The 23,680-nt window shown below is 36.6% G+C and carries 25 protein-coding genes; 9 read left to right on the top strand and 16 right to left on the bottom strand.

What is annotated here, in order from left to right:
* Positions 1 to 14: 14 nt before the first annotated feature.
* Positions 15 to 1,247 (bottom strand): bifunctional ornithine acetyltransferase/N-acetylglutamate synthase, encoded by a 1,233-nt coding sequence (argJ, locus tag AN957_RS08760; protein ID WP_056683504.1) that lies wholly within the window; start codon positions 1,245 to 1,247, stop codon positions 15 to 17.
* A 13-nt stretch (positions 1,248 to 1,260) separates the two neighbouring features.
* Complete coding sequence (gene argC / locus AN957_RS08755; protein ID WP_056683501.1) at positions 1,261 to 2,292, bottom strand: N-acetyl-gamma-glutamyl-phosphate reductase; 1,032 nt, start codon at positions 2,290 to 2,292, stop codon at positions 1,261 to 1,263.
* 191 nt (positions 2,293 to 2,483) lie between these two features.
* On the opposite strand from argC, the gene AN957_RS08750 reads away from it, so the two are divergent.
* Positions 2,484 to 3,176, top strand: coding sequence for a Crp/Fnr family transcriptional regulator (locus tag AN957_RS08750; protein ID WP_056683498.1), 693 nt, complete (start codon positions 2,484 to 2,486; stop codon positions 3,174 to 3,176).
* A gap of 44 nt (positions 3,177 to 3,220) precedes the next feature.
* Here AN957_RS08750 and AN957_RS08745 read toward each other — a convergent pair whose 3' ends face one another.
* From AN957_RS08745 to AN957_RS08735, 3 genes are all read right to left on the bottom strand, one after another.
* On the bottom strand, positions 3,221 to 3,937 hold the full coding sequence (locus AN957_RS08745) for a YwiC-like family protein (protein ID WP_056683496.1): 717 nt from the start codon (positions 3,935 to 3,937) through the stop codon (positions 3,221 to 3,223).
* A 124-nt stretch (positions 3,938 to 4,061) separates the two neighbouring features.
* On the bottom strand, positions 4,062 to 4,583 hold the full coding sequence (gene mobB / locus AN957_RS08740) for a molybdopterin-guanine dinucleotide biosynthesis protein B (RefSeq protein WP_053475224.1): 522 nt from the start codon (positions 4,581 to 4,583) through the stop codon (positions 4,062 to 4,064).
* On the bottom strand, positions 4,577 to 5,842 hold the full coding sequence (locus tag AN957_RS08735) for a molybdopterin molybdotransferase MoeA (RefSeq protein WP_056683493.1): 1,266 nt from the start codon (positions 5,840 to 5,842) through the stop codon (positions 4,577 to 4,579). Before AN957_RS08735 ends, mobB begins: the two co-directional genes overlap by 7 nt.
* A gap of 211 nt (positions 5,843 to 6,053) precedes the next feature.
* Here AN957_RS08735 and ric point away from each other — a divergent pair, with 211 nt between their 5' ends.
* Positions 6,054 to 6,752: an iron-sulfur cluster repair di-iron protein gene (gene ric / locus AN957_RS08730; RefSeq protein ID WP_053475222.1), complete on the top strand. Its 699-nt coding sequence runs from the start codon at positions 6,054 to 6,056 to the stop codon at positions 6,750 to 6,752.
* Positions 6,753 to 6,893: 141 nt separating this feature from the next.
* Here ric and moaA read toward each other — a convergent pair whose 3' ends face one another.
* From moaA to AN957_RS08710, 4 genes are all read right to left on the bottom strand, one after another.
* Positions 6,894 to 7,910 carry a GTP 3',8-cyclase MoaA gene (moaA, locus tag AN957_RS08725; RefSeq protein WP_056683489.1) on the bottom strand — a complete coding sequence of 339 codons (1,017 nt, stop codon included), beginning with the start codon at positions 7,908 to 7,910 and terminating at the stop codon, positions 6,894 to 6,896.
* 292 nt (positions 7,911 to 8,202) lie between these two features.
* Positions 8,203 to 9,330 (bottom strand): TIGR04053 family radical SAM/SPASM domain-containing protein, encoded by a 1,128-nt coding sequence (locus AN957_RS08720; RefSeq protein ID WP_053475220.1) that lies wholly within the window; start codon positions 9,328 to 9,330, stop codon positions 8,203 to 8,205.
* A gap of 247 nt (positions 9,331 to 9,577) precedes the next feature.
* Positions 9,578 to 10,867, bottom strand: a complete 1,290-nt coding sequence (locus AN957_RS08715; RefSeq protein WP_056683486.1) for a methyl-accepting chemotaxis protein — start codon at positions 10,865 to 10,867, stop codon at positions 9,578 to 9,580.
* 129 nt (positions 10,868 to 10,996) lie between these two features.
* Positions 10,997 to 11,488 carry a YajQ family cyclic di-GMP-binding protein gene (locus AN957_RS08710; RefSeq protein ID WP_056683482.1) on the bottom strand — a complete coding sequence of 164 codons (492 nt, stop codon included), beginning with the start codon at positions 11,486 to 11,488 and terminating at the stop codon, positions 10,997 to 10,999.
* Between the two features lie 143 nt (positions 11,489 to 11,631).
* Between AN957_RS08710 and AN957_RS08705 the strand changes: the two genes are divergently transcribed.
* The gene (locus tag AN957_RS08705) at positions 11,632 to 12,498 is read left to right on the top strand and encodes a CvfB family protein (RefSeq protein WP_056687115.1); all 867 of its coding nucleotides are present in this window, start codon (positions 11,632 to 11,634) and stop codon (positions 12,496 to 12,498) included.
* 36 nt (positions 12,499 to 12,534) lie between these two features.
* On the opposite strand, the gene AN957_RS26760 is transcribed toward AN957_RS08705, so the two are convergent.
* Both AN957_RS26760 and AN957_RS08700 read right to left on the bottom strand, forming a co-directional pair.
* The gene (locus tag AN957_RS26760; RefSeq protein ID WP_075209113.1) at positions 12,535 to 12,666 is read right to left on the bottom strand and encodes a DUF3941 domain-containing protein; all 132 of its coding nucleotides are present in this window, start codon (positions 12,664 to 12,666) and stop codon (positions 12,535 to 12,537) included.
* A 151-nt stretch (positions 12,667 to 12,817) separates the two neighbouring features.
* The gene (locus tag AN957_RS08700) at positions 12,818 to 13,678 is read right to left on the bottom strand and encodes a DegV family protein (protein WP_053475217.1); all 861 of its coding nucleotides are present in this window, start codon (positions 13,676 to 13,678) and stop codon (positions 12,818 to 12,820) included.
* 124 nt (positions 13,679 to 13,802) lie between these two features.
* Between AN957_RS08700 and AN957_RS08695 the strand changes: the two genes are divergently transcribed.
* The gene (locus tag AN957_RS08695; RefSeq protein ID WP_056683479.1) at positions 13,803 to 14,633 is read left to right on the top strand and encodes a YitT family protein; all 831 of its coding nucleotides are present in this window, start codon (positions 13,803 to 13,805) and stop codon (positions 14,631 to 14,633) included.
* A 20-nt stretch (positions 14,634 to 14,653) separates the two neighbouring features.
* Entirely contained in the window at positions 14,654 to 15,064 is a 411-nt protein-coding gene (locus AN957_RS08690) for a Gmad2 immunoglobulin-like domain-containing protein (protein ID WP_056683476.1), read from the top strand.
* A gap of 41 nt (positions 15,065 to 15,105) precedes the next feature.
* Here AN957_RS08690 and AN957_RS08685 read toward each other — a convergent pair whose 3' ends face one another.
* The 3 genes from AN957_RS08685 to AN957_RS08680 all read right to left on the bottom strand — a co-directional run bounded on the left by AN957_RS08685 (position 15,106) and on the right by AN957_RS08680 (position 16,391).
* Positions 15,106 to 15,291, bottom strand: coding sequence for a DUF3813 domain-containing protein (locus tag AN957_RS08685; RefSeq protein WP_053475214.1), 186 nt, complete (start codon positions 15,289 to 15,291; stop codon positions 15,106 to 15,108).
* Position 15,292: 1 nt separating this feature from the next.
* Positions 15,293 to 15,445: a hypothetical protein gene (locus tag AN957_RS28030; RefSeq protein ID WP_162840473.1), complete on the bottom strand. Its 153-nt coding sequence runs from the start codon at positions 15,443 to 15,445 to the stop codon at positions 15,293 to 15,295.
* A 127-nt stretch (positions 15,446 to 15,572) separates the two neighbouring features.
* Complete coding sequence (locus AN957_RS08680) at positions 15,573 to 16,391, bottom strand: Cof-type HAD-IIB family hydrolase (RefSeq protein ID WP_053475213.1); 819 nt, start codon at positions 16,389 to 16,391, stop codon at positions 15,573 to 15,575.
* 226 nt (positions 16,392 to 16,617) lie between these two features.
* Here AN957_RS08680 and AN957_RS08675 point away from each other — a divergent pair, with 226 nt between their 5' ends.
* The 3 genes from AN957_RS08675 (at position 16,618) to AN957_RS08665 (ending at position 18,156) form a co-directional block, all read left to right on the top strand.
* Positions 16,618 to 17,385, top strand: a complete 768-nt coding sequence (locus tag AN957_RS08675; protein ID WP_056683473.1) for an alpha/beta fold hydrolase — start codon at positions 16,618 to 16,620, stop codon at positions 17,383 to 17,385.
* 119 nt (positions 17,386 to 17,504) lie between these two features.
* Positions 17,505 to 17,813, top strand: coding sequence for a metal-sulfur cluster assembly factor (locus tag AN957_RS08670; RefSeq protein WP_053475211.1), 309 nt, complete (start codon positions 17,505 to 17,507; stop codon positions 17,811 to 17,813).
* Between the two features lie 4 nt (positions 17,814 to 17,817).
* A complete protein-coding gene (locus AN957_RS08665; protein ID WP_053477484.1) occupies positions 17,818 to 18,156 on the top strand; it encodes a DsrE family protein in 339 nt (112 codons plus the stop codon).
* Positions 18,157 to 18,214: 58 nt separating this feature from the next.
* Here AN957_RS08665 and AN957_RS08660 read toward each other — a convergent pair whose 3' ends face one another.
* Positions 18,215 to 19,714, bottom strand: coding sequence for an alpha-amylase family glycosyl hydrolase (locus AN957_RS08660; protein WP_053477483.1), 1,500 nt, complete (start codon positions 19,712 to 19,714; stop codon positions 18,215 to 18,217).
* Between the two features lie 297 nt (positions 19,715 to 20,011).
* Between AN957_RS08660 and AN957_RS08655 the strand changes: the two genes are divergently transcribed.
* Positions 20,012 to 20,575: a DUF2777 domain-containing protein gene (locus AN957_RS08655; RefSeq protein WP_053475210.1), complete on the top strand. Its 564-nt coding sequence runs from the start codon at positions 20,012 to 20,014 to the stop codon at positions 20,573 to 20,575.
* A 105-nt stretch (positions 20,576 to 20,680) separates the two neighbouring features.
* Here the strand turns inward: AN957_RS08655 and AN957_RS08650 are convergent, their stop codons facing one another.
* Positions 20,681 to 23,602, bottom strand: a complete 2,922-nt coding sequence (locus AN957_RS08650) for a bifunctional diguanylate cyclase/phosphodiesterase (RefSeq protein WP_053475209.1) — start codon at positions 23,600 to 23,602, stop codon at positions 20,681 to 20,683.
* Positions 23,603 to 23,680: the final 78 nt, after the last annotated feature.

Genomic DNA, 23,680 nt, shown 5'->3' with positions numbered 1-23,680 from the left:
CCCTTCTTCCCTCCCTAAGTCCGATAACTTGCATTGATTTTTACGTAATCATAGGACAGGTCACAGCCCCATGCTTTACCGTTTCCATTCCCTTGATGAAGATCTACATGAATTTGAATCATGTTATCTTGCAAATAGATAGATGCTTCCTCTTCGGAGAATGGCTGTGGCTCACTGTTTTTTAACATTGTGATTGGCCCAATTGAAATATCAACTGTATCTGGATTTACCTTTGCATCGCTTTGCCCAATTGCTCCGATTATTCTCCCCCAGTTTGCATCTTCCCCATAAATCGCTGTTTTCACAAGATTAGAACCGACAATTTGCTTAGCAGCCATTCTTGCTTCACCATCATTTATCGCTCCATTCACTTCGACTTCAATTAATTTCGTTGCTCCCTCTCCGTCCTTAGCGATTTGCTTCGCTAGACTTTCACAGCTCTTTGCAAGTAATTGAACAAAATGATCCCAGTCTGCATGTGCAGGAGTTAATGAATTGGTTCCACTTTCTCCATTAGCCATTACAAGCACCATGTCATTCGTCGATGTATCCCCATCAACCGTGATTTGATTAAAGGTTGTATTCGTTATTTCCTTAAGTACTGCATGAAGATAATTGCTCTCTATATTTACATCTGTCGTAATAAAGGCAAGCATCGTTGCCATATTTGGATGAATCATTCCTGATCCTTTGGCTGCTCCACCCATATAAACCGTCTTTCCATCAATTTCTGTTGAAAAGCAACAGCTTTTCATAACTAGATCAGTAGTTAAAATCGCTGTTTGAAAATCTGCTGCAAATTCCTCTTCTTTTCCAGGTTCAAGCATTTGAATGCCCTTTTGAATTTTTCCCATTGGCAGAAACTCTCCAATCACACCTGTAGAAGCCACCGCCACATGATGTGGTTGAAGATGAAACTTTTCTGCGGTCCATTGTCTCATTTGAAAAGCATCACGCAAGCCTTGTTCACCTGTACATGCATTCGCACATGCACTGTTCACAATTACGGCTTGAATCTTTTGCTCTTCCGCAATACTTTCTTGAGTGACCTTAAGCGGTGCTGCTTGGAACTTGCTCGTTGTATAGACAGCTGCACAATTAGCAGGTACATTACTAATAATCAGACCTACATCCTTCTTTGAATATCTTAGCCCCGCGTGTACACCGGACGCTTTATACCCCTTTGGGGTTGTAATACTTCCTCCAGCGATATCTTTTATCGCTTGAGCTTGTGACATAGTATACATGAATTCTTCCCCCTTATGGAAACATCGGGACAAAATCAAGCCCCGTTGTTTCTTCTAAACCGCTCATGATATTCGCATTTTGAACTGCCTGCCCCGCTGCCCCCTTCATCAAATTATCAATGACAGAAATGATTGTCAGCCTTCCAGTTCTGCTGTCCGCATGCAGGCCAATATCACAATAATTGGAACCGGCTACTTCTTTAATTGATGGGAAAGTATTTTCTGGGCGAATACGGATAAATGGTTGTTGATGATAGATTTCTCTATATAACTCTAGTAGTTGGCTAGTACTGTGCTCTTCCTTTAATCGAACGTACGTTGTCGTCATAATTCCTCTTGTAATCGGCAATAGATGTGTGGTGAAGGTAACTGGCTGAACATCACTATTCCATTGGAGAAGCTGCTGTTCAATTTCCGGAGTATGCTGATGCTCATTTACCTTATATACTTTGAAATTCTCATTTGCTTCAGACAAGCTTGTATTTCTTGATAATGATTTCCCTGCACCCGAAACGCCTGACTTTGCATCAATGATGATACTTGCTGGATCAATCAAGTCTGACATTACAACTGGGGCTAGACTTAAAAGTGACGCGGTTGGAAAACAGCCAGGATTGGCTATTAAATTTGAGTTTTTTATCGTTTCCCTATTCCATTCGGGCAGCCCATATGCTGCTTGGGATTTCAAGCTTTCATGAACAGGCTCTTGTTTATACCAAGTCTCATAATCTTTAGCAGGCAATCGTAAATCTCCTGAAAGATCAATTACTTTTATGTTCTTGTTCACAAATTCACTTGCTAATTGCCCAGAAATGCCTGATGGAGTAGCAAGAAAAACAATATCCGATTGATTAGCTATTTGTTCAGCATCAATAGGTTCTAACTTTTTATCAAATAAACGATAAAGGTGTGGATATTCCTCCCAGATTGGTATTTCATCTTTCGTTGAATGGATGGACTGAATCTTAAATGTAGGATGCTGGTGTAAAATTCGCAGTAATTCAACTCCTCCATATCCAGTTGTTCCAATGATTGAGACTTTCATGATTTTCCCCTTCACTTTTTGTATATTTACTCATTTTATTAAATATTTATAAATTTTATATTTCTCTTATTATAGAAAGTTAAGAATGGAAAATCAACTATTTTTTCTTGAAGTTTTTAATCTTTGCAATATAATAGTAGTATTATCTTATATACGCAGGACGGATGCATTACCGAAAGAGGAGGTAATACATGCAATCAAATATTGAAATTGCCGAAAAACTAAATGTGCTATTACAAGCCTCACACCATAACAGAAAAGTTGAAAAAGGATCCTTTTTATATCAAGAAGGAATGACCGCAAATGAACTATTCATCGTTCAAAGTGGATTAATTCAAATTAGTAAGATTGTACCTGATGGACGTGAGCTTACATTAAGAATGTGTGGAGAAGGAGATTTAATTGGGGAATTATCACTTTTCTGTCCATCACCTAAATATATGCTTAATGCAAAAGTTGTTGAGAGTGGGGTTGTAGCAATTATTAATAAGGAGGAGCTTGAAGAAAAGCTCAATCAAGATCATTCGCTTGCACTTGAATTAATGAAGTGGATTAGCCTCCAATATCGAAAAACACAAACAAAATTTCGGGATCTTGTCCTTCACGGTAAAAAAGGAGCGCTATACTCTACCTTAATCCGCCTTACAAATAGCTATGGAATTGAAACTGAGAAGGGAATTACGATCAATACCCCTTTAACAAACCAAGAGCTTGCAAATTTTTGTGGAACCTCACGAGAAGTTGTCAATAGAATGTTAGGCGAACTTCGTAAGAATGAAGTACTTTCAATTGAAAAAGGGATGATTACCATTCACGATCTATCTTATTTAAAAAACTCCATTGATTGTGAAAGTTGCCCAGTTAACATTTGTAATATTGAATAATAAAAAAGCTGCATCTCCATATTGAGATGCAGCTTCTTTATAGTTTAAATAACAACTATGACCATAATGATGAAAAAGAAGACGGAGTTTATTATTTCTAGAATGCCTAAATTTTTCATTGTCATTCCTTTGCCATAAAAGACAAATGCTCTGATCAAGCTTGGGATGAAAGCAACAGCAATTAGCCATTCCCCTAATAGAACCCAAATAAATGGAACAGCCAAATGAAATCCCCATGAAAGCCATTTAAAAGTTGGATTTTTCTTCTCGCGTATCATTGTTTTTACAAAAAAAGTACAACCAGTGAAGAATAGTATGGATGTAATAAATACTTTGATTGCTAATGAATTGATTTCAGCGTTCGGCAAATAGCTGCTTGCTAAACCAGCAATAGCAAATACACAAATCGCACTAATATCATTCGTAAATGCCCTTTCACGGTTTTTTGATGAAAAATAGGCATTTAAAATAAAAAATGGAATCATAATGAAACCAAATATAATAATCGACGGCTGAACAAATAGCGGTATTAACAGCAATAAGATGGCCGGAACAAAATAGATGATTGTCCACTTCGTATAATACTGCATTTTTTTCTTTTTAAATAATAAAAGCATTGGATATGTAGCTAAATATAAAAATAACCAGCCAATAAAAAAGGCGATATGTGACCACAGAAACTCAGAAGCAACAACCCCGAGCCAAAATGGGATAATTAACATTGCCCATGCACCATGCTGTTTTGGTAAACAAATCTTCATGATTATCCCCCCTTATAGCATGTTACCTCTACTATATCTAAATTCAAAAGGTAAAAAAGTGAAGATCATCACAGAAAAAACCGTCAAATTGTGACGGTTTTTCGACAAATATCAACATCTATTTCTACTCATTAGTCAGATAATTGTATATCCATTCATAACCTAAGTCATTGTTAATATGGAAAAAAGGGACTGAGTGTAGGCTGCTTTTCATTTCCAAACATTCTTCATTCCAAAACAATACAACTTGAATATTCTTTAATTTCGACAAATGGTTAAGATCATCTACATTCCTTACTAAAACTATTTTTGGATAACCTTCCTTTTTGTGACCTTCAATAAGAATGATATCTGTTTGTAAAATTTCAAGAATTTTAATTTGCTCGCTTAAAGACCAGCTGTTTTTTTCTGCTTGAAGCAAAATACGTCCGTCCCCTTCAATTAAGGATGCGAGGGCACCTGAGGAAATATGCTGGCTGGAATCTTTGCCTTCCACTATATCTGGCTTCCCTCCGTGCCCATGATGCTTAATGGTAGCCACGTTACAATTATCAGCAGCAAGACGTTCAATAAGCTTTTTAACAACGGTCGTTTTGCCGCTGTTTTGAAAACCAACAATCTGAAGAATAATTGGTTTTCTTACCATGGCCACTCGCTTCCATTAAAGTCCTCAAGCAATAATACCTCTACTTCAGAACCTGCATCAAATCCTCTCGTTCCTCCAGGCAATATCATTAATGAATTCGCCCCAGCAAGACTCATAACGATATTCGATTTATCAAGCCCGCTCGGTGAAGCAATCAGCTTGCCATCTGAAACAGTTACTGCACTTCTAACAAACCGGGTAAAAGGATTGGCCTTTAGGAAATCAACATCAAGAATAGCCTTTTCCTTTCGAAGATGCGGCTTTTCAGCAAACAGCATTCTCCTAATGATTGGCCTTGCAAATAATTCAAATCCCACATAACATGCAGATGGGTTTCCTGATAGACCAAATAAAAGCTTCCCTTCAAATTGCGCTACAGTTGTTACACTGCCTGGACGCATCGCTACTTTATTAAATAACACTTCTGCTTTCATTTTTTCATAAATAGCAGGCAAATAATCAAAATCACCAACGGATACACCGCCAGTAGTTATGAGCATATCTACTTTCCCAAGTGCATTTTTTACTGCCTCATAGCAAGTTTCAAATTCATCAGGAAGCTGTCCAAAATAATGCACATCAGCACCTGCTCGTTCAATTTGAGCTGCAATCATGTAAGAATTGCTGTTTCTTATTTTTCCTGGCTCTAATGCGTCGTGTACATCCAGCAGCTCTGTACCTGTTGCATATAATCCTACAATTGGCCGTTTTGCTACGGGAACCTGAGAGTAGCCAAAAGTTGCAAGGATTGCTTGAATTCCAGGATTAATTTTTGTCCCTTTTTTTATTAATACATCCCCTTCTCTCGCGTCTTCACCTTTAAAGGAGACGTTGTCACCTGGTTTATATGTACGTTTAATAGACATATAGTGCTTGCCATCTTTTTCAAATGCTTTTGCCAGCTCAAGCATAACAACTGCATCACATTCTTTCGGCATTTGTGCACCTGTCATAATTCTAACCGCTTGAAAGGCACTGACCGTCTTCGTTGTTACCATTCCCGCACCGATATGATCAACGACTTCAAATTCCACTGGATTTGTTTGAGATGCATCCTTTGTATCGATTGTTCTTACAGCAAATCCATCATATGGAGCACGGTCAAAATGAGGAACATCGCTAGTCGCTTTTAAATCCTCTGATAAATATCTTCCATAGCTTTCTTTTATAGAGACATTTTCTGTTTGTCCGCTCCATTCGTGGTTCATAATCCTTCTAACTGCCTCTCCAACCGGGATGGGTGTTCTTCTCTCTATCATTCCTATCAGCTCCTCAAAAGAAATGGGCTTATCTATCTTATATTATATATGTACAGCATCGTATTCAACATGACAAACCTCACAAACCCTTTTCTCTATTGTTTTTTCAAAAAAGAGTAAGAAGTGTGATAAGGGTCACCTGCTCAAAGTTTATTATCCGTTATGCTTATTATGAAATAAAGAATGAACTACTAAGGAGGATATTAATAAAATGGCATTGACTATTACTGAAACCACATTAGTTAAGGATATTGTAAATGAGCAACCAAAAACAAGCGATGTTTTTAAACGTTATCGTATAGATTTTTGCTGTGGCGGAAACATTCCGTTAAATAAAGCTGCTGCTGACCTTTCAATAGATATGGACAAATTAATGTCTGATCTGCAGGAAGTCTATATAAAAGAAGAAAATAATAAAGATGATATGGCTGTTTGGACAGATAGCAGTTCTGAAAACATTATTAAACATATTAGTGAACACTATCATGCCACTACACTTGATGAACTTGCACAATTAAGTCCATATGTCACAAAAGTATCAAAAGTTCATGGTGACAGCCATCCAGAACTATTAAAAGTTTATGAATTATTTTATGAGTTTAAAAAAGAAATGATCGAACATACAGCAAAGGAAGAAGAAGTTGTCTTTCCGATGCTTAAAAAACTAGAGGATCCGACACTCGAAAATCGCCAAGAAATTATTGATTATATAACTGAGCTTGAAAAAGAGCATGATCATGTAGGAGAAATATTAAGACAGCTTAGAGAAGTTACATCAGATTATGAGCTTCCACTTGATGCATGCGGAACATACACGCTAGTATACAAGCGTCTTGAGGCACTAGAAGGCTTTACATTCATGCATGTTCACTTAGAGAATAATATTTTATTCCCAAGATACTTAGGCTAAAATATTTTTCATAAAAAGGCTTTTGAGGCACGTCTTCAAACTCAATTAAAAAAGTGCCGTATGCCTTGCAAGACTATCTTTAGCACAATTTAAAACAAGGACAAAAATACCCCCCTGTCAATTAAAACAGGGGGGATATTTTTATCCGCCGATATAAGACATTTCGATTTTCTTTCTTGTCTTCACGCTTTCTTCCGTTCGCTCATCTGAGTAGCGATCCTTTCTTCCGCTCCAAATAGATGTAATTCGATCGGCAATCTCTTCATCTGTCACATCTTTTCGCATAAATTCTTTAATATCATGTCCTTCGCCATTAAACAGGCATGTAAAGATTTGACCATTTGCTGAAAGCCTTGAACGAGTACAGCTTGAACAGAAAGATTCGGACACAGATGGAATAAATCCAACATCCACATTTGTCCCTTCATATCGATATCGCTTAGCTACCTCTCCGAAATAGGCAGGATCTACTGGTTCTAAAAGATAATGTTCTTTAAGCAATTCATAAATTTCCTTCTTAGTTACCACATCATCCATTTTCCAGCCATTTGTGCTGCCAACATCCATATATTCGATAAAGCGAAGCTGCAATCCTTGCTCCTTACAAAACCTTGCCATCGGAACAATTTCTGAATCGTTTAAGCCCTTCTTCACAACCATATTAATTTTTACTCCAAGGCCAGCATCCTGTGCTGCTTTAATCCCTTCAAGAATAACGTCAACTCCGACGCCCCTGCCATTAATCTTTCCAAAAAGCTCACTATTTAGAGTATCCAAGCTGACGTTCACACGTAAAAGACCAGCTTCTTTTAACTCTTTTGCAAACTTTGGCAGCAATACCCCATTTGTTGTTAAACCAATATCCTTTAAGCCTTCAATTTCTGAAAGCTTCTTAACTAAAGTTGGTAAGTCCTTCCTTAACAAGGGCTCTCCACCTGTAAGACGAATTTTTTCAACACCTAGGCTGACAAATATTTTCGCTAGACGTTCGATTTCTTCATAGGTTAATAATTCACTTTTTGGTAAAAAAGCAAAATCAGGACCGAACTTTTCAGCAGGCATACAGTAAGTACAACGAAAATTACAGCGATCTATCACTGAAATTCGTAAATCTCTTAATGGTCTATTTAATTGATCTTTAATAATTGTTTTTTCCATTTTATCAACTCCTGATTAAGAGTGATCTCTTTAATATCTATTCTATCATACGTTCCTTTGAGAAACTGTACACAAACTCACATTAACGTTCAGATTCAAAATGAATGGATTGTATATATAATACCCATTACACCATATAACTACCTATATGTTAATAACATATTGAAAATGTCATGATGTTGTCATTATTCTCATTATATTAAAGGTATCATTTATCAATTAAGACTAAAGAAAGTGCAGCCTTAGAGCAAGACTGCACTTTCTGGTAAAACGACTGTTTGCGTATACTTATCTATTTGGCTGCAGATTTCTTTCTTAGTGCTTTAGGAATATAGACGCAGAATGGTTCGCTTTCCATATAATCTCCAGTCATCGCATATGCACGTGATCTTGAACCTCCACATACATATCTAAATTCACAAACCCCGCATTTCCCTTTATATTTATCAGGATTTCGCAAATCTTTAAAGATAGGAGATTCTCTATAAATCTCTCCTAGCGATTGTTCTCTAACATTCCCTGCTTTTACAGGCAGTAAACCACTCGGATACACATCACCTACATGGGAAATAAAGACGAAGCCATTTCCATCATTTACTCCTTTTGGCGCTCTGCCAAGCCCATCAATCGAGCCGGTTAAGCCTTGCTGCGTCAATGCATCTAAATATTGTATTTCATCTCTTTGATCTTTAGCCTCGCGCATTTTTTGCTGAATAACAACACGGCGATAATGCTGAGCGGCAGTCGTCTTAATGTCGAATGGCACCCTTTTGCTTAGCTCATACAGCCAAGTAAACACTTTTTCATGTTCAACAGGAGAAATCATATCAGATTCCTGTCCTCTTCCTGTCGGCACAAGGAAAAAGACGCTCCAAAGCACACATTTTAATCCTTCAACAACTTTAGCCATCTCATCTAAATAATCAATATTATATCTGGAGATAACCGTGTTGATTTGGATAGGTATTTCAAGTTCATGCAAATATTTAATTCGTTCCATTGTTAAATCGAATGAGCCCGTTGTCCCACGAAAATGATCATGAACTTCCGCATTAGGTCCATCTAAACTAAATGCCCATCGAGACAATCCAACTTCCTTCGCCTTCTCAATTGCTTCTTTCGTTACATTAGGAGTTGCACTAGGTGTCATCGAAACGCGTACACCTTTCTTGACAGCATATTCTGCAATGTCAAAGACATCCTCTCTCATTAATGGATCCCCGCCTGTAAATACAAGCATTGGATTATTCATTTCATAGATTTGATCAATTAATTTTTTTCCCTCTTCAAATGATAATTCACGAGGGTCTCTTCTATATTGAGCTTCTGCACGGCAATGTAAGCATTTCAGCTGGCAAGCTCTCGTTAATTCCCATATGACGATAAATGGGTCCTGGTTAAAATCACGATTAAAAGGCATGTAAAAATCCTCCTTCAACACTCTCTCATTTGAATTCTAGTCATGAAAAAATGTCGGATTTTATTTATCAATAGAACATCTCTATATTCAAATTATAGAGGAGTATTCTAAATAAATAAGTGAAGAATCTCACATTGACAAAATAATAATAGAGCAGAAAAGCTCTTTTTCGTTCCATTTCTTTCGCTTAATACAAAAAACACACTGTGATTGATAGAATCCAGTGTGTTTCTCCTTTATTAACGGCTTATGAAATTTTAAATATATGAGTTAGTTTTTGAAGATCCTCTGCTACTTCTTCTAACTCCTTTGTTGAACTAGCCACTTCATCAATAGAAGCAAGCTGCTCTTGTGAAGCTGCTGAAACACTCATCGAATTATGACTGTTCAGGTTCGCAATGGAACTGACTGCAGAAACAGCTGCAGTTACTTCCGCAGCACTGCCAGAAATCATTTTCCCACCATTAAGGATTTTCTCCATTTGACCATTCATCTCAGCCATCGATTGAGAGATTCGATGGAAAATATCTTTTGTTTCGTTGGTCATAATAATTCCTTCTTGAACATCATCTATTACATGCTTCATCGTCGCAACGGAATCACCTGTTTGCTTTTGAATCTCATTGACAAGCTCTGCAATTTGCAGGGCAGATTCGTTTGACTGCTCAGCAAGCTTGCGGACCTCTTCAGCTACAACCGCAAAGCCTTTTCCTGCTTCCCCGGCACGTGCAGCCTCGATTGCAGCATTTAGCGCTAATAAATTCGTTTGATTAGCGATATCCGTAATAACTGTTAAAAATTGACCAATTTCTTTTGTCTGTTCTTGAAGCATTTGAATCGAATGATCTGACTGGCTGACAGAGTTTTGAATAAGGCTCATTTGCTTTACCGTTCTATCAACTGTTTTTTCCCCTTCTTCAGCAACTGCTGTATTCATTCTAGATTGATTGCTAATGACTTGTGTATTACGAGAAATATCATCAATCTCATTACTTACTACATTCATAGCAGCTGCGATTTTTTCCATTCCAGCAGTTTGTTCCTCAGATCCTGCAGCAACTCCTTGGATTGCAGCGGAAATTTGTTCAGAAACCAATGCTGTATTTTCTGAGTTTGCAGATAATTGATTAACTGACACTGTTATTCTGTCTGATGTGTGATTAATTTTGCTAACAACATTTTTAAGATGTTCAGTCATTTGCTGAAAGCCTTTTGCCAATTGGCTAATTTCATCATCTACACGTTTTGAAAAATCCACTTCAACACTTAAATCTCCTTCTGAAACCTTGTTCGTTGCTTCTAATAGTTTACGGAGCGGATTAATAATGATCCATCGAGTGAATACTGCAACAATAAATGTTGCTATTATGAGGTTAATAATCGTGTTAATATAGATACCAAAACTTTTATGTACATCTACGAAATCCATAACATACTCATTTAGCTTTGAAGAAAGTGGTGTACTAATAATTGATGCGATCACAATGACTGCAATCATTTTTAATCGAATACTTCTAAATTTAATTTTATCCAGCATAAAAGATCCTCTCCTAATGGCATTCAATGGTGCGGCTTTCCTAGATAATTATACCTACAAGACTTACGAAACGCCACTATAAAGTCATAGAAAAAAAGCAGCCTCATTAAGGACTGCCTTCCTATTCCATTATCTATAATTCACAAATTGTACATCAACAGTCAAGTCAGCTTCCTTCACTGCAGCAATAATCTTTTGCAGGTCATCACGATTTTTGCCGGTCACACGGACTTGATCATCTTGAACTTGGCTTTTAACCTTCAAGCCACTGTTTTTAATAAGTAAATTGATTTTCTTGGCATTTTCTTTATCAATTCCTTGAGCTATTTTTGCTCGTTGACGGACTGTACCGCCTGATGCCCCTTCTAACTTGCCATAATCCAGGTTTTTAACAGGAATTCCCCTTTTAATCATTTTACTAAATAGGACATCCTTAAGCTGATCTAATTTAAATTCATCATCAGAAATTAACACAAGCTCTTCCTTATCAAGCGTTACATTGCTCTTGCTGCCTTTGAAGTCATAGCGGGTTTGAATTTCCTTCATTGTAATATTAATTGCATTTGTTACTTCTGAAAAATCAACTTTGGATACAATATCAAATGAACTTTCTTTTGACATGGCTGCCTCCTTAAACTCCCTCTTTTACTAAAGAGGTTTCACTTTGTTCCTTAATTATAGTAAAATATAGCAGTTCACACAACTTAAGGAGATATTTTCGAGACTTTAAATATATGAAAGAAAAATTAAAGGAGCGTTTTTTAATGGCAATTATTGATTATATTGGACAAACTGTAAAATTAAAGGTAGAAAGACTGGCTGAATTTGGCTACTTTTTATCAAATGGGGATGAAGATGTCCTATTACACAAAAACGATACGGAAATGGAATTAGAAGAAGGACAAGAGGTGGAGGTTTTTCTTTATACTGATTCAAGAGGAAGGATTGCAGCCACAACAACAATTCCTGAAATTACAACGAAAAACTACGGGTGGGCCCAAGTAAGTGATGTTAAGCCTGGAATCGGCATTTTTATTAATATTGGAATTAAGAAGGATATGCTGCTTGGAGAAGAAGATCTTCCTGTGCATCAATCGGTCTGGCCGAAGGAAGGAGATATGCTTTATATCACTTTAAGAGTAAACCGAAATGAGCGTATTTATGTTAAATTAGCAACAGATCCAATTATTGATGGAATAGCAATTAAAGCAACCAGACAAGATTTCAATAAAAACATTCACGGACATATATATCGAACGGCGAAAGTTGGAAGCTGGATTTATACAGCAGAAGGCTTTAAAGGATTCATTCATGAATCTCAGCGAAAAGAAGAGCCGCGTCTTGGTGAAAAGGTAGACGGTCGAATTATTGATGTGAAAGAAGATGGAACAATCAATGTGTCATTAGCACCGAGGAAACAGGAAGCACTCGATCAAGATTCGGAAACCATCATGAATTATTTAGCTTCACGTAATGGGGCCATGCCATATGGAGATAAAAGTACACCAGAGGATATACAAGAACGCTTTCAAATGAGCAAGGCTTCATTTAAACGTGCACTTGGGCGATTAATGAAGGAAGGACGGATTTATCAAGAAGAGGGCTGGACATACAGTAAAGGGGAAAAATGAACGAGCAGGCGGCCTTTAAACCGCCTGCTCGTTTTTTTATATATGGTCTGTCTTCTTAGAGTACTGGTTTTTGCCAGCCTTGCGATTTTTTTCACGCATCATATTTTTTTCATGTCGAAAGGCATTATTATCCTGCGCTTTTTTATCATTATCAGAAGTTCGGGGCATGCTATAAATACTCCTTCCATTTAATTCAAAATTTCAGCCTTCTTGAAGAGAGCTGCTACATGTTAGTGTCTGTAAAATGAAAAGGAGTATGTAAGATTAAATGTGGGAAATGAAAAAGCAATCGGCAGATCCGATTGCTTAAGAAATAGTATTATGATTGCACTTTATTAAGAAAAAATATGGCGATTGTTCCAGAACCAGTATGCGAACCAATTGCTGAGCCAATGGAAGAAATATAAAACTCTTTTGTATTAAATTCCTGTTTAATAAGTTCTTTCATTTCTATTGCTGTTTCTTCGTCGTCCGCATGGCTTATGCCAATTATTTGTTGATCTAATGATTGACCTCTTTCTTTCATTATTTCAATAATACGGCGTAGAAGTTTCTTTTTTCCTCGGTGCTTTTCGATCGGAACAAGCTTTCCATCTTCAACATTTAATAATGGCTTAATGTTCAAAAGACCTCCGAGAAATGCAGATGCTCTTGAAACACGTCCACCTTTAGCAAGATAGTCAAGATCATGAACTGTAAATAAATGCTCCATGTGCTGACAGCGGAATTCGATATCCTTTAAAATATCTTCCTTGGTAGTATTTTCTTTAGCTAGTCTTGCTGCTTCTTTAACAATAAGGCCAAAGCCTAGTGAAGCACATTTTGTATCAATGATTGTTAACTTAAAATCTGGATAAGCTTCTTTTACCTGATCTAGCATCATGACTGCTGTTTGGTAGGTCCCTGATAATTCAGAAGAAAATGCGATATAAATCCCATCTTCACCGTTTTCAGCCATTTTTGTAAATGCTTCCTCAAAGACTTGAGGTGACACTTGAGAAGTCTTTGGAACCTTTCCCTCACGAATCGCTTGATAGACCTTTTTTGAATCAATTGTTAATAGGTCTACATATTCAGTATCATCTAAGTGAACTTTTAACGGCAATAGCGTAACATTATTTTCTTCATAAAAGCTTAGCGGCAGATCACTTGCGCTGTCTGTCAATATTTTCACCGACATCCTAATTCACCTGCTTTCCAAACAATATATATTCTTTAAGTGTATATAAATTAGAAAAAAAAGACAACGAAAATTACTCGGCAGTTGAAATAATGCCAACAAAAAAAAACTGGGAGGGTCTATTTTGGTTTTGATTGAAGCTAAAAAGATATTTGTTGTGCTTATTGGTGCACTATTAGGTGCAATTTCTATGAATTTCTTTCTTATCCCAGCAAATATTTATGCTAGCGGATTCACTGGAGTAGCTCAGCTATTATCAAGTATTCTTGGTGGTCACGCTTCAACAGGTGTTCTTCTCTTCCTATTAAATATTCCCGTTACAATACTCGGATGGCGGGAAGTAGGAAAATCATTTACCCTTTATAGTTTTATTAGTGTTTTTGCAATGTCATTCTTTTTGGAAATAATCCCTATTAAGCACTTTTCAGAGGATATTTTATTAAATGCAGTATTTGGCGGAGTCATTGCAGCCGTTGGGGTCGGCATGACTTTAAAATGGGGAGCGTCAACAGGTGGAATGGATATTATTACTATGGTCCTTTCTCGCATGAAAGACAAACCTATCGGGACATATTTTTTTACGCTAAATTCGATCATTATTATTACAGCAGGTGCTCTATACGGATGGGAGAAAGCATTATATACGATTGTAACCTTGTATGCCTCAACAAGGGTAATTGATGCGATCCATACAAGACACGTAAAGGTTACTGCAATGATTATTACAAATAAATCAGAGGAAATGAAAAAAATGATTCATGAGAGGCTCATTCGGGGTATAACTACTGTACCAGCAAAAGGAGCTTTTTCAAATGAAAGCAAGGAAATGATGATTGTTGTGATCACTCGTTATGAATTATTTGAACTTGAAAGAATAATTAAAGAAATAGATCCACATGCTTTTACTAATATTGTACAAACGGTTGGTATTTTTGGTTCCTTTCGCAAGGATTAAAAACTCTTTGGAGGGATATTATGCGAATGCTATTGGTTTCTATTATAATCAGCTTAATGCATGTACAGCCTTTTCATGCAGACAGTAAAGAGTTTCCTCAAATTGCTGGTGATTCCATAAAAAGTGATGTATTTAGAAAGGTTGAGGCATCGGGGGAAAATGGAGTATTTGAGGTAACAGGTGAAATCCGTTCAAATAAGAAAGAATTCTATTATATTGTTGAAGATGGCCATAATGAACTGATTTCTGAAAAAAAGCAGAATGTAAACACTAGTCACTCGCAATGGGCTAAATTCTCGTTTAAACTTATACTCCAGAAAGAAGATATTCCTGAAAATGGAACGATCATCCTTTATTTGTTTGAAAAAAACGACAAAAATCAAAAATCAAATACGTATCCGATCGTATTAGTACAAATGCCCACTCAATAAAATAGAGAAAAGCTGACACATCAAATGTCAGCTTTTCTCCTTTATTTCAATTCATCCAGATCCATCTGCATCTCACTGAGCTGTGCCTGCTCTGCTCTAGTTGCATTTGCGAATGCAGAACTTAAAGCATTTTGAGCGCTAATGATCCGTTGCTGCTGATCGACTGGTTCAACATTTTTCGTTTGTTCAACCAAACGTCTTGCTTCTTGAAACAGTCTATTGCCCATTTTATATTCCTCCAAGAGAAGATTCTTTCACATTCTTTAACTTTTCAGCTTCAGCTTCAGCATATGTCATGTGATACGGGATACGTTCTGCGTGCTTAGTAACAGAATCTACTCCTTGCTGTACAAAGCGCTTCGATTTCGTACGTTTACCCAATCGAATCCCCTCCAAATGAAGAAATGTTGAAACAGCTACCAACTGTTTCGTTTTATAGTATGTGCAATGTCTTCTCGTTTAAAAAGGGAATCATTTAACCGTTTTGAGAAAAAACGGCAGAAGGATATCAAAACATCTTTAAATTTAATAATTCATTTAAATAGACGCCAACACCATCTTCTTCATTTGTCAGTGTGGATTCATTTGCCGTTGTTTTTACTAAGTCGATGGCGTTCCCCATCGCTACGCCGAAGCCTGCATAATCAAGCATTTCAAGATCATTGTCTTCATCCCCAAAGGCAATAATTCTTTCAGAAGGTATTTGGAAATAATCTGCAGCTCTTTTAAGCCCTACTGCTTTATTCAAGCCAGTCTTTACAATCTCTATCACATGAAACGGGGCAGCCCAGCTCCGGTGGTCGATAACCTCAGCATGTACAGCTGAAAGGTGGTCACGGATCGTTTTCACATGCTCTTCATCTGTGTGAATGAGCATGCTTGTTGGTGATGCCTTTAAAAAATTTCGAATATCACCCGTTGTAATGTTGGGATTCCCTAAGCTAAAAATATCAAGCAGCTTTTCATCATGATAATGAATGTATACATCATCGATGACCTCTGCAATGATATTGTGGAATTGAAATGAACTGCATGCCTCTACTATATCTTTCGCAATATTCACTTCCAGCGGAGAATGATAGATGCCCCAGTTAGGATCCTTTGGATGATGAGTAAAAGCACCATTAAAATTTACAATTGGCGTATCAAGATTCATTTCTCTATAATACATCTCGCTGGACCTGAATGGTCTTCCAGTAGCAATCATAACGATATGACCTTGTTCACGAGCTTTTTGAATGACATCCTTTGTCTTTTTCGAGATGGTTTTATCATCCTTCAACAATGTTCCATCTAAATCTAATGCAATTAAATGTTTTTCAGCCATAATATGAACACCTGCTTTGTACGAATTTTTCTATTCTAAGTGTAAAGGTTTGGGAAAAAAAAAGTCTACATGGTACACTTATGAATGATGGAAATTATTAATAGTGAAAATAACTTTTTCTATAAACACTATGTTAACAAATATATTTAAATTTTGTTACTAAATATACTTTTTCCACTTATTTTTACATAATTTATAGATTCGCTTTACAAAAGGAGGTCTAAAATTGATTAGTATTGAAAATAAAATCATTAAGGAAATTCCAATCTTACATATTGCAGATCATGGAAAATGGGGCGAAGAGCTTCCGCTTATTTTATTTGTACATGGATTTACGAGCATTTACGAAAAAAATCTCCATTACGCTTACTTGCTGGCGAAAAAAGGGTTTCGCGTCATTCTCCCTGAAGCGCTTTATCATGGGGAAAGAAATGAAGGCTTGTCTGGACATAATTTGAATTTTCGTTTTTGGGATATCGTCCTCCAAACAATTGAAGAACTTGATATTCTAAAAACTTCGTTTGAAAAGGAGAAGCTTATTGATCCTTCCCGGATCGGACTCGCTGGTACTTCAATGGGTGGAATTGTCACTCTTGGTGCACTTACAAAATATCCATGGATAAAGGCAGCTGTTAGCTTAATGGGCATGCCTTATTATGAAAAGTTTGCTCATTGGCAATTAGATGAAATGCAAAAAAATGACTTACCTATCCCAATTGAGAAAGATGAGATTACTCATTTAATGGGGAAGCTAAGAGAACTTGATTTAAGCTTGCAAACGAATAAATTACAAAATCGGCCATTGCTTTTCTGGCACGGAAAGAAAGACCCTGTCGTACCTTTTAATTATACTTATCATTTTTATGAGAGCATCCAATCCCTGTATCATCATGAACCAGAAAAATTGAAATTTATTATTGATGAAAAGTCAGGGCATAATGTCAGCAATGAAGGTGTGGTTCAAACAGTAAAATGGTTTGAGCAATTTGTATAAAGTGAAACTTCGATCAGTGGGGGCAACCCGTTAATCTGCGATAAAACAACTTTAATTCATTATCGCCCATATTTTTGTTATGATAAAAATAAGCACAAAGAAGAAGGAGATGTTTTCAATTGGATCAGGATTTAAAGGACAGTATTATGAGTGCACTAGAGCTTGTTGTCGATCCTGAAATTGGCATTGATATTGTCAATCTCGGATTAGTTTATGATGTAAAAATGGATGAAGAAGGAAAAACTACCATTGATATGACATTAACTTCAATGGGCTGTCCGCTTGCGGGTACGATTGTTGACAATGTCAAAAGTGCATTAACTGATATACCAGAAGTAAAGGAAACAGAAGTAAATATTGTTTGGAATCCTCCTTGGACAAAGGATAAAATGTCTAGGTATGCCAAAATCGCCTTAGGGATTAGGTAATATGATGAAAAATAAAGTAATCCTTGTTAGCTCAGATCAGCTTGGCACAGGTGATAAAGAACTCGGTGAAAGCGTGCTTGAAACCTTCTTTACGTTACTTAAACAAAGAGAAGATCTGCCTGCAGCCATTTTTTGTATGAATCGTGGAGTATTTACCTTAACTGATCACTCATTTGTTTCAGTCCACCTTAAGGAGCTCGAAGATAAAGGTGTCGAAGTGCTAGCATGCAAAACTTGTGTTGATTATTACAAAGTTGAAGAAAATCTTGTTGCAGGGAAAATTAGCGGGATGCCTTCTTTCATTGATCTGGCCTCAAAATATGAAGTACTAACTATTTCTTAATATGCACAAAAAACACACTTGAATTTTTCATTATGAAATCAAGTGTGTTTTTCTAATTTTAATCCTGTTTTGCTCTTTTTTTCTTAGATCTTCTCCAAGCCAGAATGATAAAAGTTAAAAACGCTCCATACACAACAACTGTTGCAATGACATAGGGAATATTTAACCCAGACTTTTCAGCTAATATATACACCTCAGCCTCTTCACGATCTAAGAATAGCGTATAGCCTTTTTCACTGCTTTTAACCTGATCATCAGAAAGGAGGCCTCTTAACTCTTTATTATCCTCCAGTAGCTCACTCGGGATGGTAATATCTTGCGACGAAGATGAGTTATTGATGGCAATGACTGTCGTTTCACCTTCATAGGTCCGTTTATAAACAGAAAGTTCATTTTCCTCTGCTAAAAGTTCCAATGATCCCCTTGTAAGGCTTGGATATTTTTCGCGCAGTTCTCCAAGCTTTGTGATGTAATCAATTAGCTCCTTATCTGTACGAAAATCCATTTGCCTATGATTTGCTTCCCCTTCTCCGCCTTCTAATGCAATTTCACTGCCATAATAAACAATAGGAATCCCTGGGGTCGTATAAAGATAAGTAAGGGCAAGCTTCCACCGTGGTCCAGGATGCTGATTTTTCGTAACTGTATTATGAGTAAAGCGAATCATATCATCCGTATCCATTACACTTCCCATTAAGTATGGATCTGGGTAAACAGCCATTAATTTTTCCTTATTTGTAATGAGCTCACTTAATGAATTGTCAACCTCATCAAAAATTGGCCTTATATTTTCAGAAAGCGGGTAATCAATTAGACCATCGATGCCCATTTCCTGAAAATTTGCAATGGTCGCAGGATCATCAGATTTAACTTCTCCAAGCAGATAGAAATGATCCTTAGCCCCTTTAATTTCTTTAACAAATTCTTTCATAAATCTTTCTGATGCAAGATCTGCACGTTCTAAATAATACCCATCAATATTTGATTCTTTTATCCACCATTTTGCGGCATCTATTAAGTAATTCTTTACTTCCTGATTATCCTGATTCAAGGAAAGAAGTCCATCCTCTTTTTGCTCACGAAACCAATCCTTCTTGTCAGCTTCTGTTTGCCAAGGGTGGTTTGGCCCAACTTGGTTCAATTCAAAATTTAAGACAACCTTCATTTCTCTTTTATGAGCTTCTTTCACTAGCTTCTTAAATTCATCCATAGTGCCGTAATGTTCTTCGGTCTTATAGAAGTCTTGAATCCATTTCCCATGATAGCCATTCTCTTCATTATCAAAAATGGAGTTTAACCGAATGGCAGTAAAGCCCATATCTTTAATATAATCCAGCTTGTTAATAATCCCCAAGAAATCCCCGCCATGAAAAGCTTTAGGGTCTTGAACATTTACCTCATAATCATTTTTGTTATCGCCGTTATTAAAGCGATCTACCATTACATCATACATTGTTTCATCTTGCCATTTACGATCTTCCTTTTCAGCTGCTCCTGTAGGGAGGGCATAAAAAAGAAGAAACGGAATGAAGATGAGAGTCCACACTCTTTTTTTCATCTTTCTCTCCTTCAACTCCTTCAATATCAAAGCTTCCTCTATTTGCTTAGACATATGATCACAACTCTTTAAGAGTAGCCTTTTCTCTCCATATCGTCAAACAAAGTCTCCATTTGTAACTCAAAAAAATACAAATGTTGGATCAAATGCCTATTCTCATTTTGTATCAGAATATCGGCAAAAAGAATATCCTGCTATAGGGAGCTCTATTAAAAATAGGTATTTATCTCGCAAATGTTATAAAAAGAATGGAAACTGTCTAAAAAGAATGGTGAAGGATACAAATGGAGGTCTTTTATGAATAGACAGCAGCGTACAAAACTGATAGAGTATCAAACTCGAGCATTTACTGTAGGGACAATTGAATTTATTAATGATCAGTGGGTGTTCTTTGATAAAGAAACGGAAGAGGCAGCATTATTAGATGAATTCCTTCATCAGGAAATGGAAGTATACCGAATGAAACGCTGGAAAAAAGGCGTTCTATTTGAAGAAGGAAAAATCACTTCACCTGATGAGGTATTGATTCTCAAAGATAAGGATATAATTCGTATTCGCAAACTGCTTGTGTTCTCATTAGAAAAACTGCTAGAGGAAATAAACGATGATGCGTTCTTCCAATTTATCACAACGTTAAATTCCATGAAATTTTCTATTTACGATTGTATTTATTGCTACAATCAATTAAATTTTCTATCCACCTCTGAAAGAAAAAGCGGCGTGAACTTTATTGTTTTTGATAATCAAGAACAGATCTGCAATATCCAGCATCACTTTAGTTATTTTGAAAAAACGAACGATCGGTTCGAATTCACCTTAAACAGTGGGAAAAGAATGGTTATTGAGAAAATATCTTCTTAAAAGTAAATTGTTTTTAATTCTACAAACTTATTTTAAGTATATATCATTATAGAAAAGAGACTAAATAAAAAAGGGTTCTGCTTGACTGAACCCTTTTTCATTTATTTAATTTTCCAGTATCGCTGAATCTTTTAAGCCTTTTTCAAAATCCGTTATCAGCAGTGGCTTATGAATGTAGAAGCCTTGTGCGTAATGGCATTTTAATTCCTTCAGAAGCTCAATTTGTTCTTTCGTTTCTACTCCTTCTGCTAGAACCTTAACTGCTAACCCATGCCCCATTGTAATAATAGCTTTAACGATCGCAATGTCAGACGTATTGATACGAAGATTATTTATGAACGAACGGTCAATCTTCAAAGTATTAATAGGTAAATTCTTCAGGTAACTTAACGAAGAATACCCCGTACCAAAATCATCTATAGACACCTTCACACCAAGCTTTTGCAGTGACCTCATCGTATCGATGCTGTAATCAACATTCTTCAGCATGGTACTTTCTGTTAATTCCAATGTTAGATAGTGCGGCTCTAATTTCGAATCATTTAATGCTCTTTTTACTTCCTTCAAAAACCCGGGCTGCTGGAATTGAAAAGCGGAAACATTCACAGATACAGATATGCTATCATATCCAAGCAGCTGCCATTTTTTATTTTGCATACAGGCTGTTCTTAGCACCCAACTGCCAATCTCTTCTATTAATCCTGTTTCTTCAGCCAATGGAATGAAATCTGCTGGAGAAACAAGACCTAATTTAGGATGGTTCCAGCGGATCAACGCCTCACTCCCAAATATTTCTCCTGTCTCTAAATCAATTAAAGGCTGATACATTAAATAAAATTCCTTCTTTTGTAGTGCTCTTCTTAAATAACTTTCCAATTCAAGCCTTGTGATCGCTTGGTCATTCATTTCATTTGAGAAGAATGTAATCCGGTTGCCACCTTGATTCTTCGATCGATTTGTAGCAATGTCCGCATTTTTCAAGAGGGAATGTTCATCCTGCCCATCCTCTGGATAAAGGCTTACACCAATACTGGCAGTGACATAGAAATCTTGTCCTTTATGTTCCACAGGATTTGATATATCCTGAAGAATCATTTTGGAAGCTTTCATTACTTCCTCTACATTTACATCTTTTGATAGAACAACAGTAAATTTATCACCGCCAAATCTGCCAAGATAAGAACCATTCGGAAGTGCTTTTTCAATGCGATAAGCTAATTCCTTTAAAACCATATCACCAGCAAAATGTCCGAGGCTGTCATTGATTAGTTTAAAACGGTCAATATCAATGGAAAGAACCGCAAGCATTCGCTTTTTCTTTTTTGCTCGAGAAAGCATATTCTCCAGTTGCTCTGTAAACTTTACCCGATTAGGGAGTCCAGTATCATGGTCATAGTAGGCTAGCTCTGTTATCTTATCTTCGATTTTTTTTTGTTCTGTAATATTTCTGCCAATCCCATATATCCCCACACATTCATCATTCACTATGATGGGGATATTCTTTATTTGAAATAGGTTGGTTTCTCCAGAACTTGACTGTATATTCACATTGTAATACTGCTCTTTTCCTTTCAGAGCTTTAGAAAAATGCATTCTTACTCTCGGTACATCCTCACTTTTAATGAGTTTCATAGCAGATTTTCCAATTATTTCAGCCTTGCTGTATCCAAAGGCTTTCTCAAAAGCAGGATTCACATTTTTAATTTGGCCATTTAAATCTGTTGAAAATACAAGATCTGTATTCGTATTAAAAAGTGATTCATAGTACTGCTCTGATACCTTTAAGCTTTCATTTAGAAGATAGAAATCATTATGTGATGCCTGCATTAAATGAGTCAGTGCCGTAACATTTTTTAAATAAGCTGGGGTCGTGTATTTAAATGTCAGTTTACGATTTATTTGTTTTTGTTGACTATTTTCCGATAGAGCTAGATACGTTAATGCATGCCCTAATAACTGCGGTGATTTTGTATTTCCTCCAGCTAACTCTCCATAAGCAAAAAAACCATTAGTAGAGGAAATGCTTTGAAGCATGCCTAATTCCTTTTCTGTAAAGTCAGGGGCAAATCGCTTTCGGGCCATACAATCATAAACAAAAATCGTATCCACTTGTTTTTTTGCCAGCTGCTTCATATTTTCTAGCGAGCTTCCAACAATTCCCTCAATATCTGGGTAAGCAAAGGTGATTTCTGCCCCTTCCCTTATTTCCCGATTCACTCGAATAGCTCCATTTTTCAATATATCTAATATAAATAGTGGGACCTTTTCTCCCTTATCTTTCATAATAAACGGAAATTCATTCCCTGAATCAGGAAGATCATCAACAAAGCCTTTTCCTAAATATTGCTTTAAAATTTGTATAGGTTTCTTATGGTCGATTGAGTAAATATTCGTACCTTTTGCCTTCGTAATTGCAAAGGACTTCCCTATTTCCTGCCATTTATAATTACTATAAGCTTGGGCAACGAGCTGGTCACTTTGAAGTGCAACCGCTACTGCCCCTTGAGTGGTTAATTCTTCCCCTGTAAAAGCATAGGATTCTATCGATCTTTCATTACCGCCAGCCAATCCACCAGCTACAACTAATTCAGGGTTTCCTTCATAAAGACCGTTCAACAATTTTTGAGCATCTACATTCGCTCCAACTGGGAAAATAAGCATCGCTTTCGTATCAAAATCCACTAACTTTTGGGCGAAATCCTTCCCCATTTCAAAACTATTTTCATAATCATTTTGATGAAGCAAAACGGATTTTAGTTCTGTCTTTTCAAAAATGGTAAAAGAAATGACCGCTTTATTTTCCATCATTTGACCGTCGATAATTCCTCCTGCACCTGTACAGCCGATTACCGTTGCAAATGGTAGTATACTTCTGAACTCCGTTTGCAGCTGAAGAAGAAAAGACCGATCTATTTTACTTGAAAAAACTTGGATAAGAAGATTTGGATATTCACAGAGCTCATGATATTGGATAAAATGATCTAGCTGCTCATGATTTTCATATAAACAAGTAATTGTTTTAGCCATTAGAAGAACCACCATAGTTAAAGTTTAATTTTTTCACAATTCTCTTATGTTAAAAATAACATAAATATCACTATTATG

The organism is Cytobacillus solani (assembly GCF_001420595.1).
Classification (GTDB): Bacteria; Bacillota; Bacilli; order Bacillales; family Cytobacillaceae; genus Cytobacillus; species Cytobacillus solani.
This window is presented reverse-complemented; position numbering and strand designations above follow the sequence as displayed.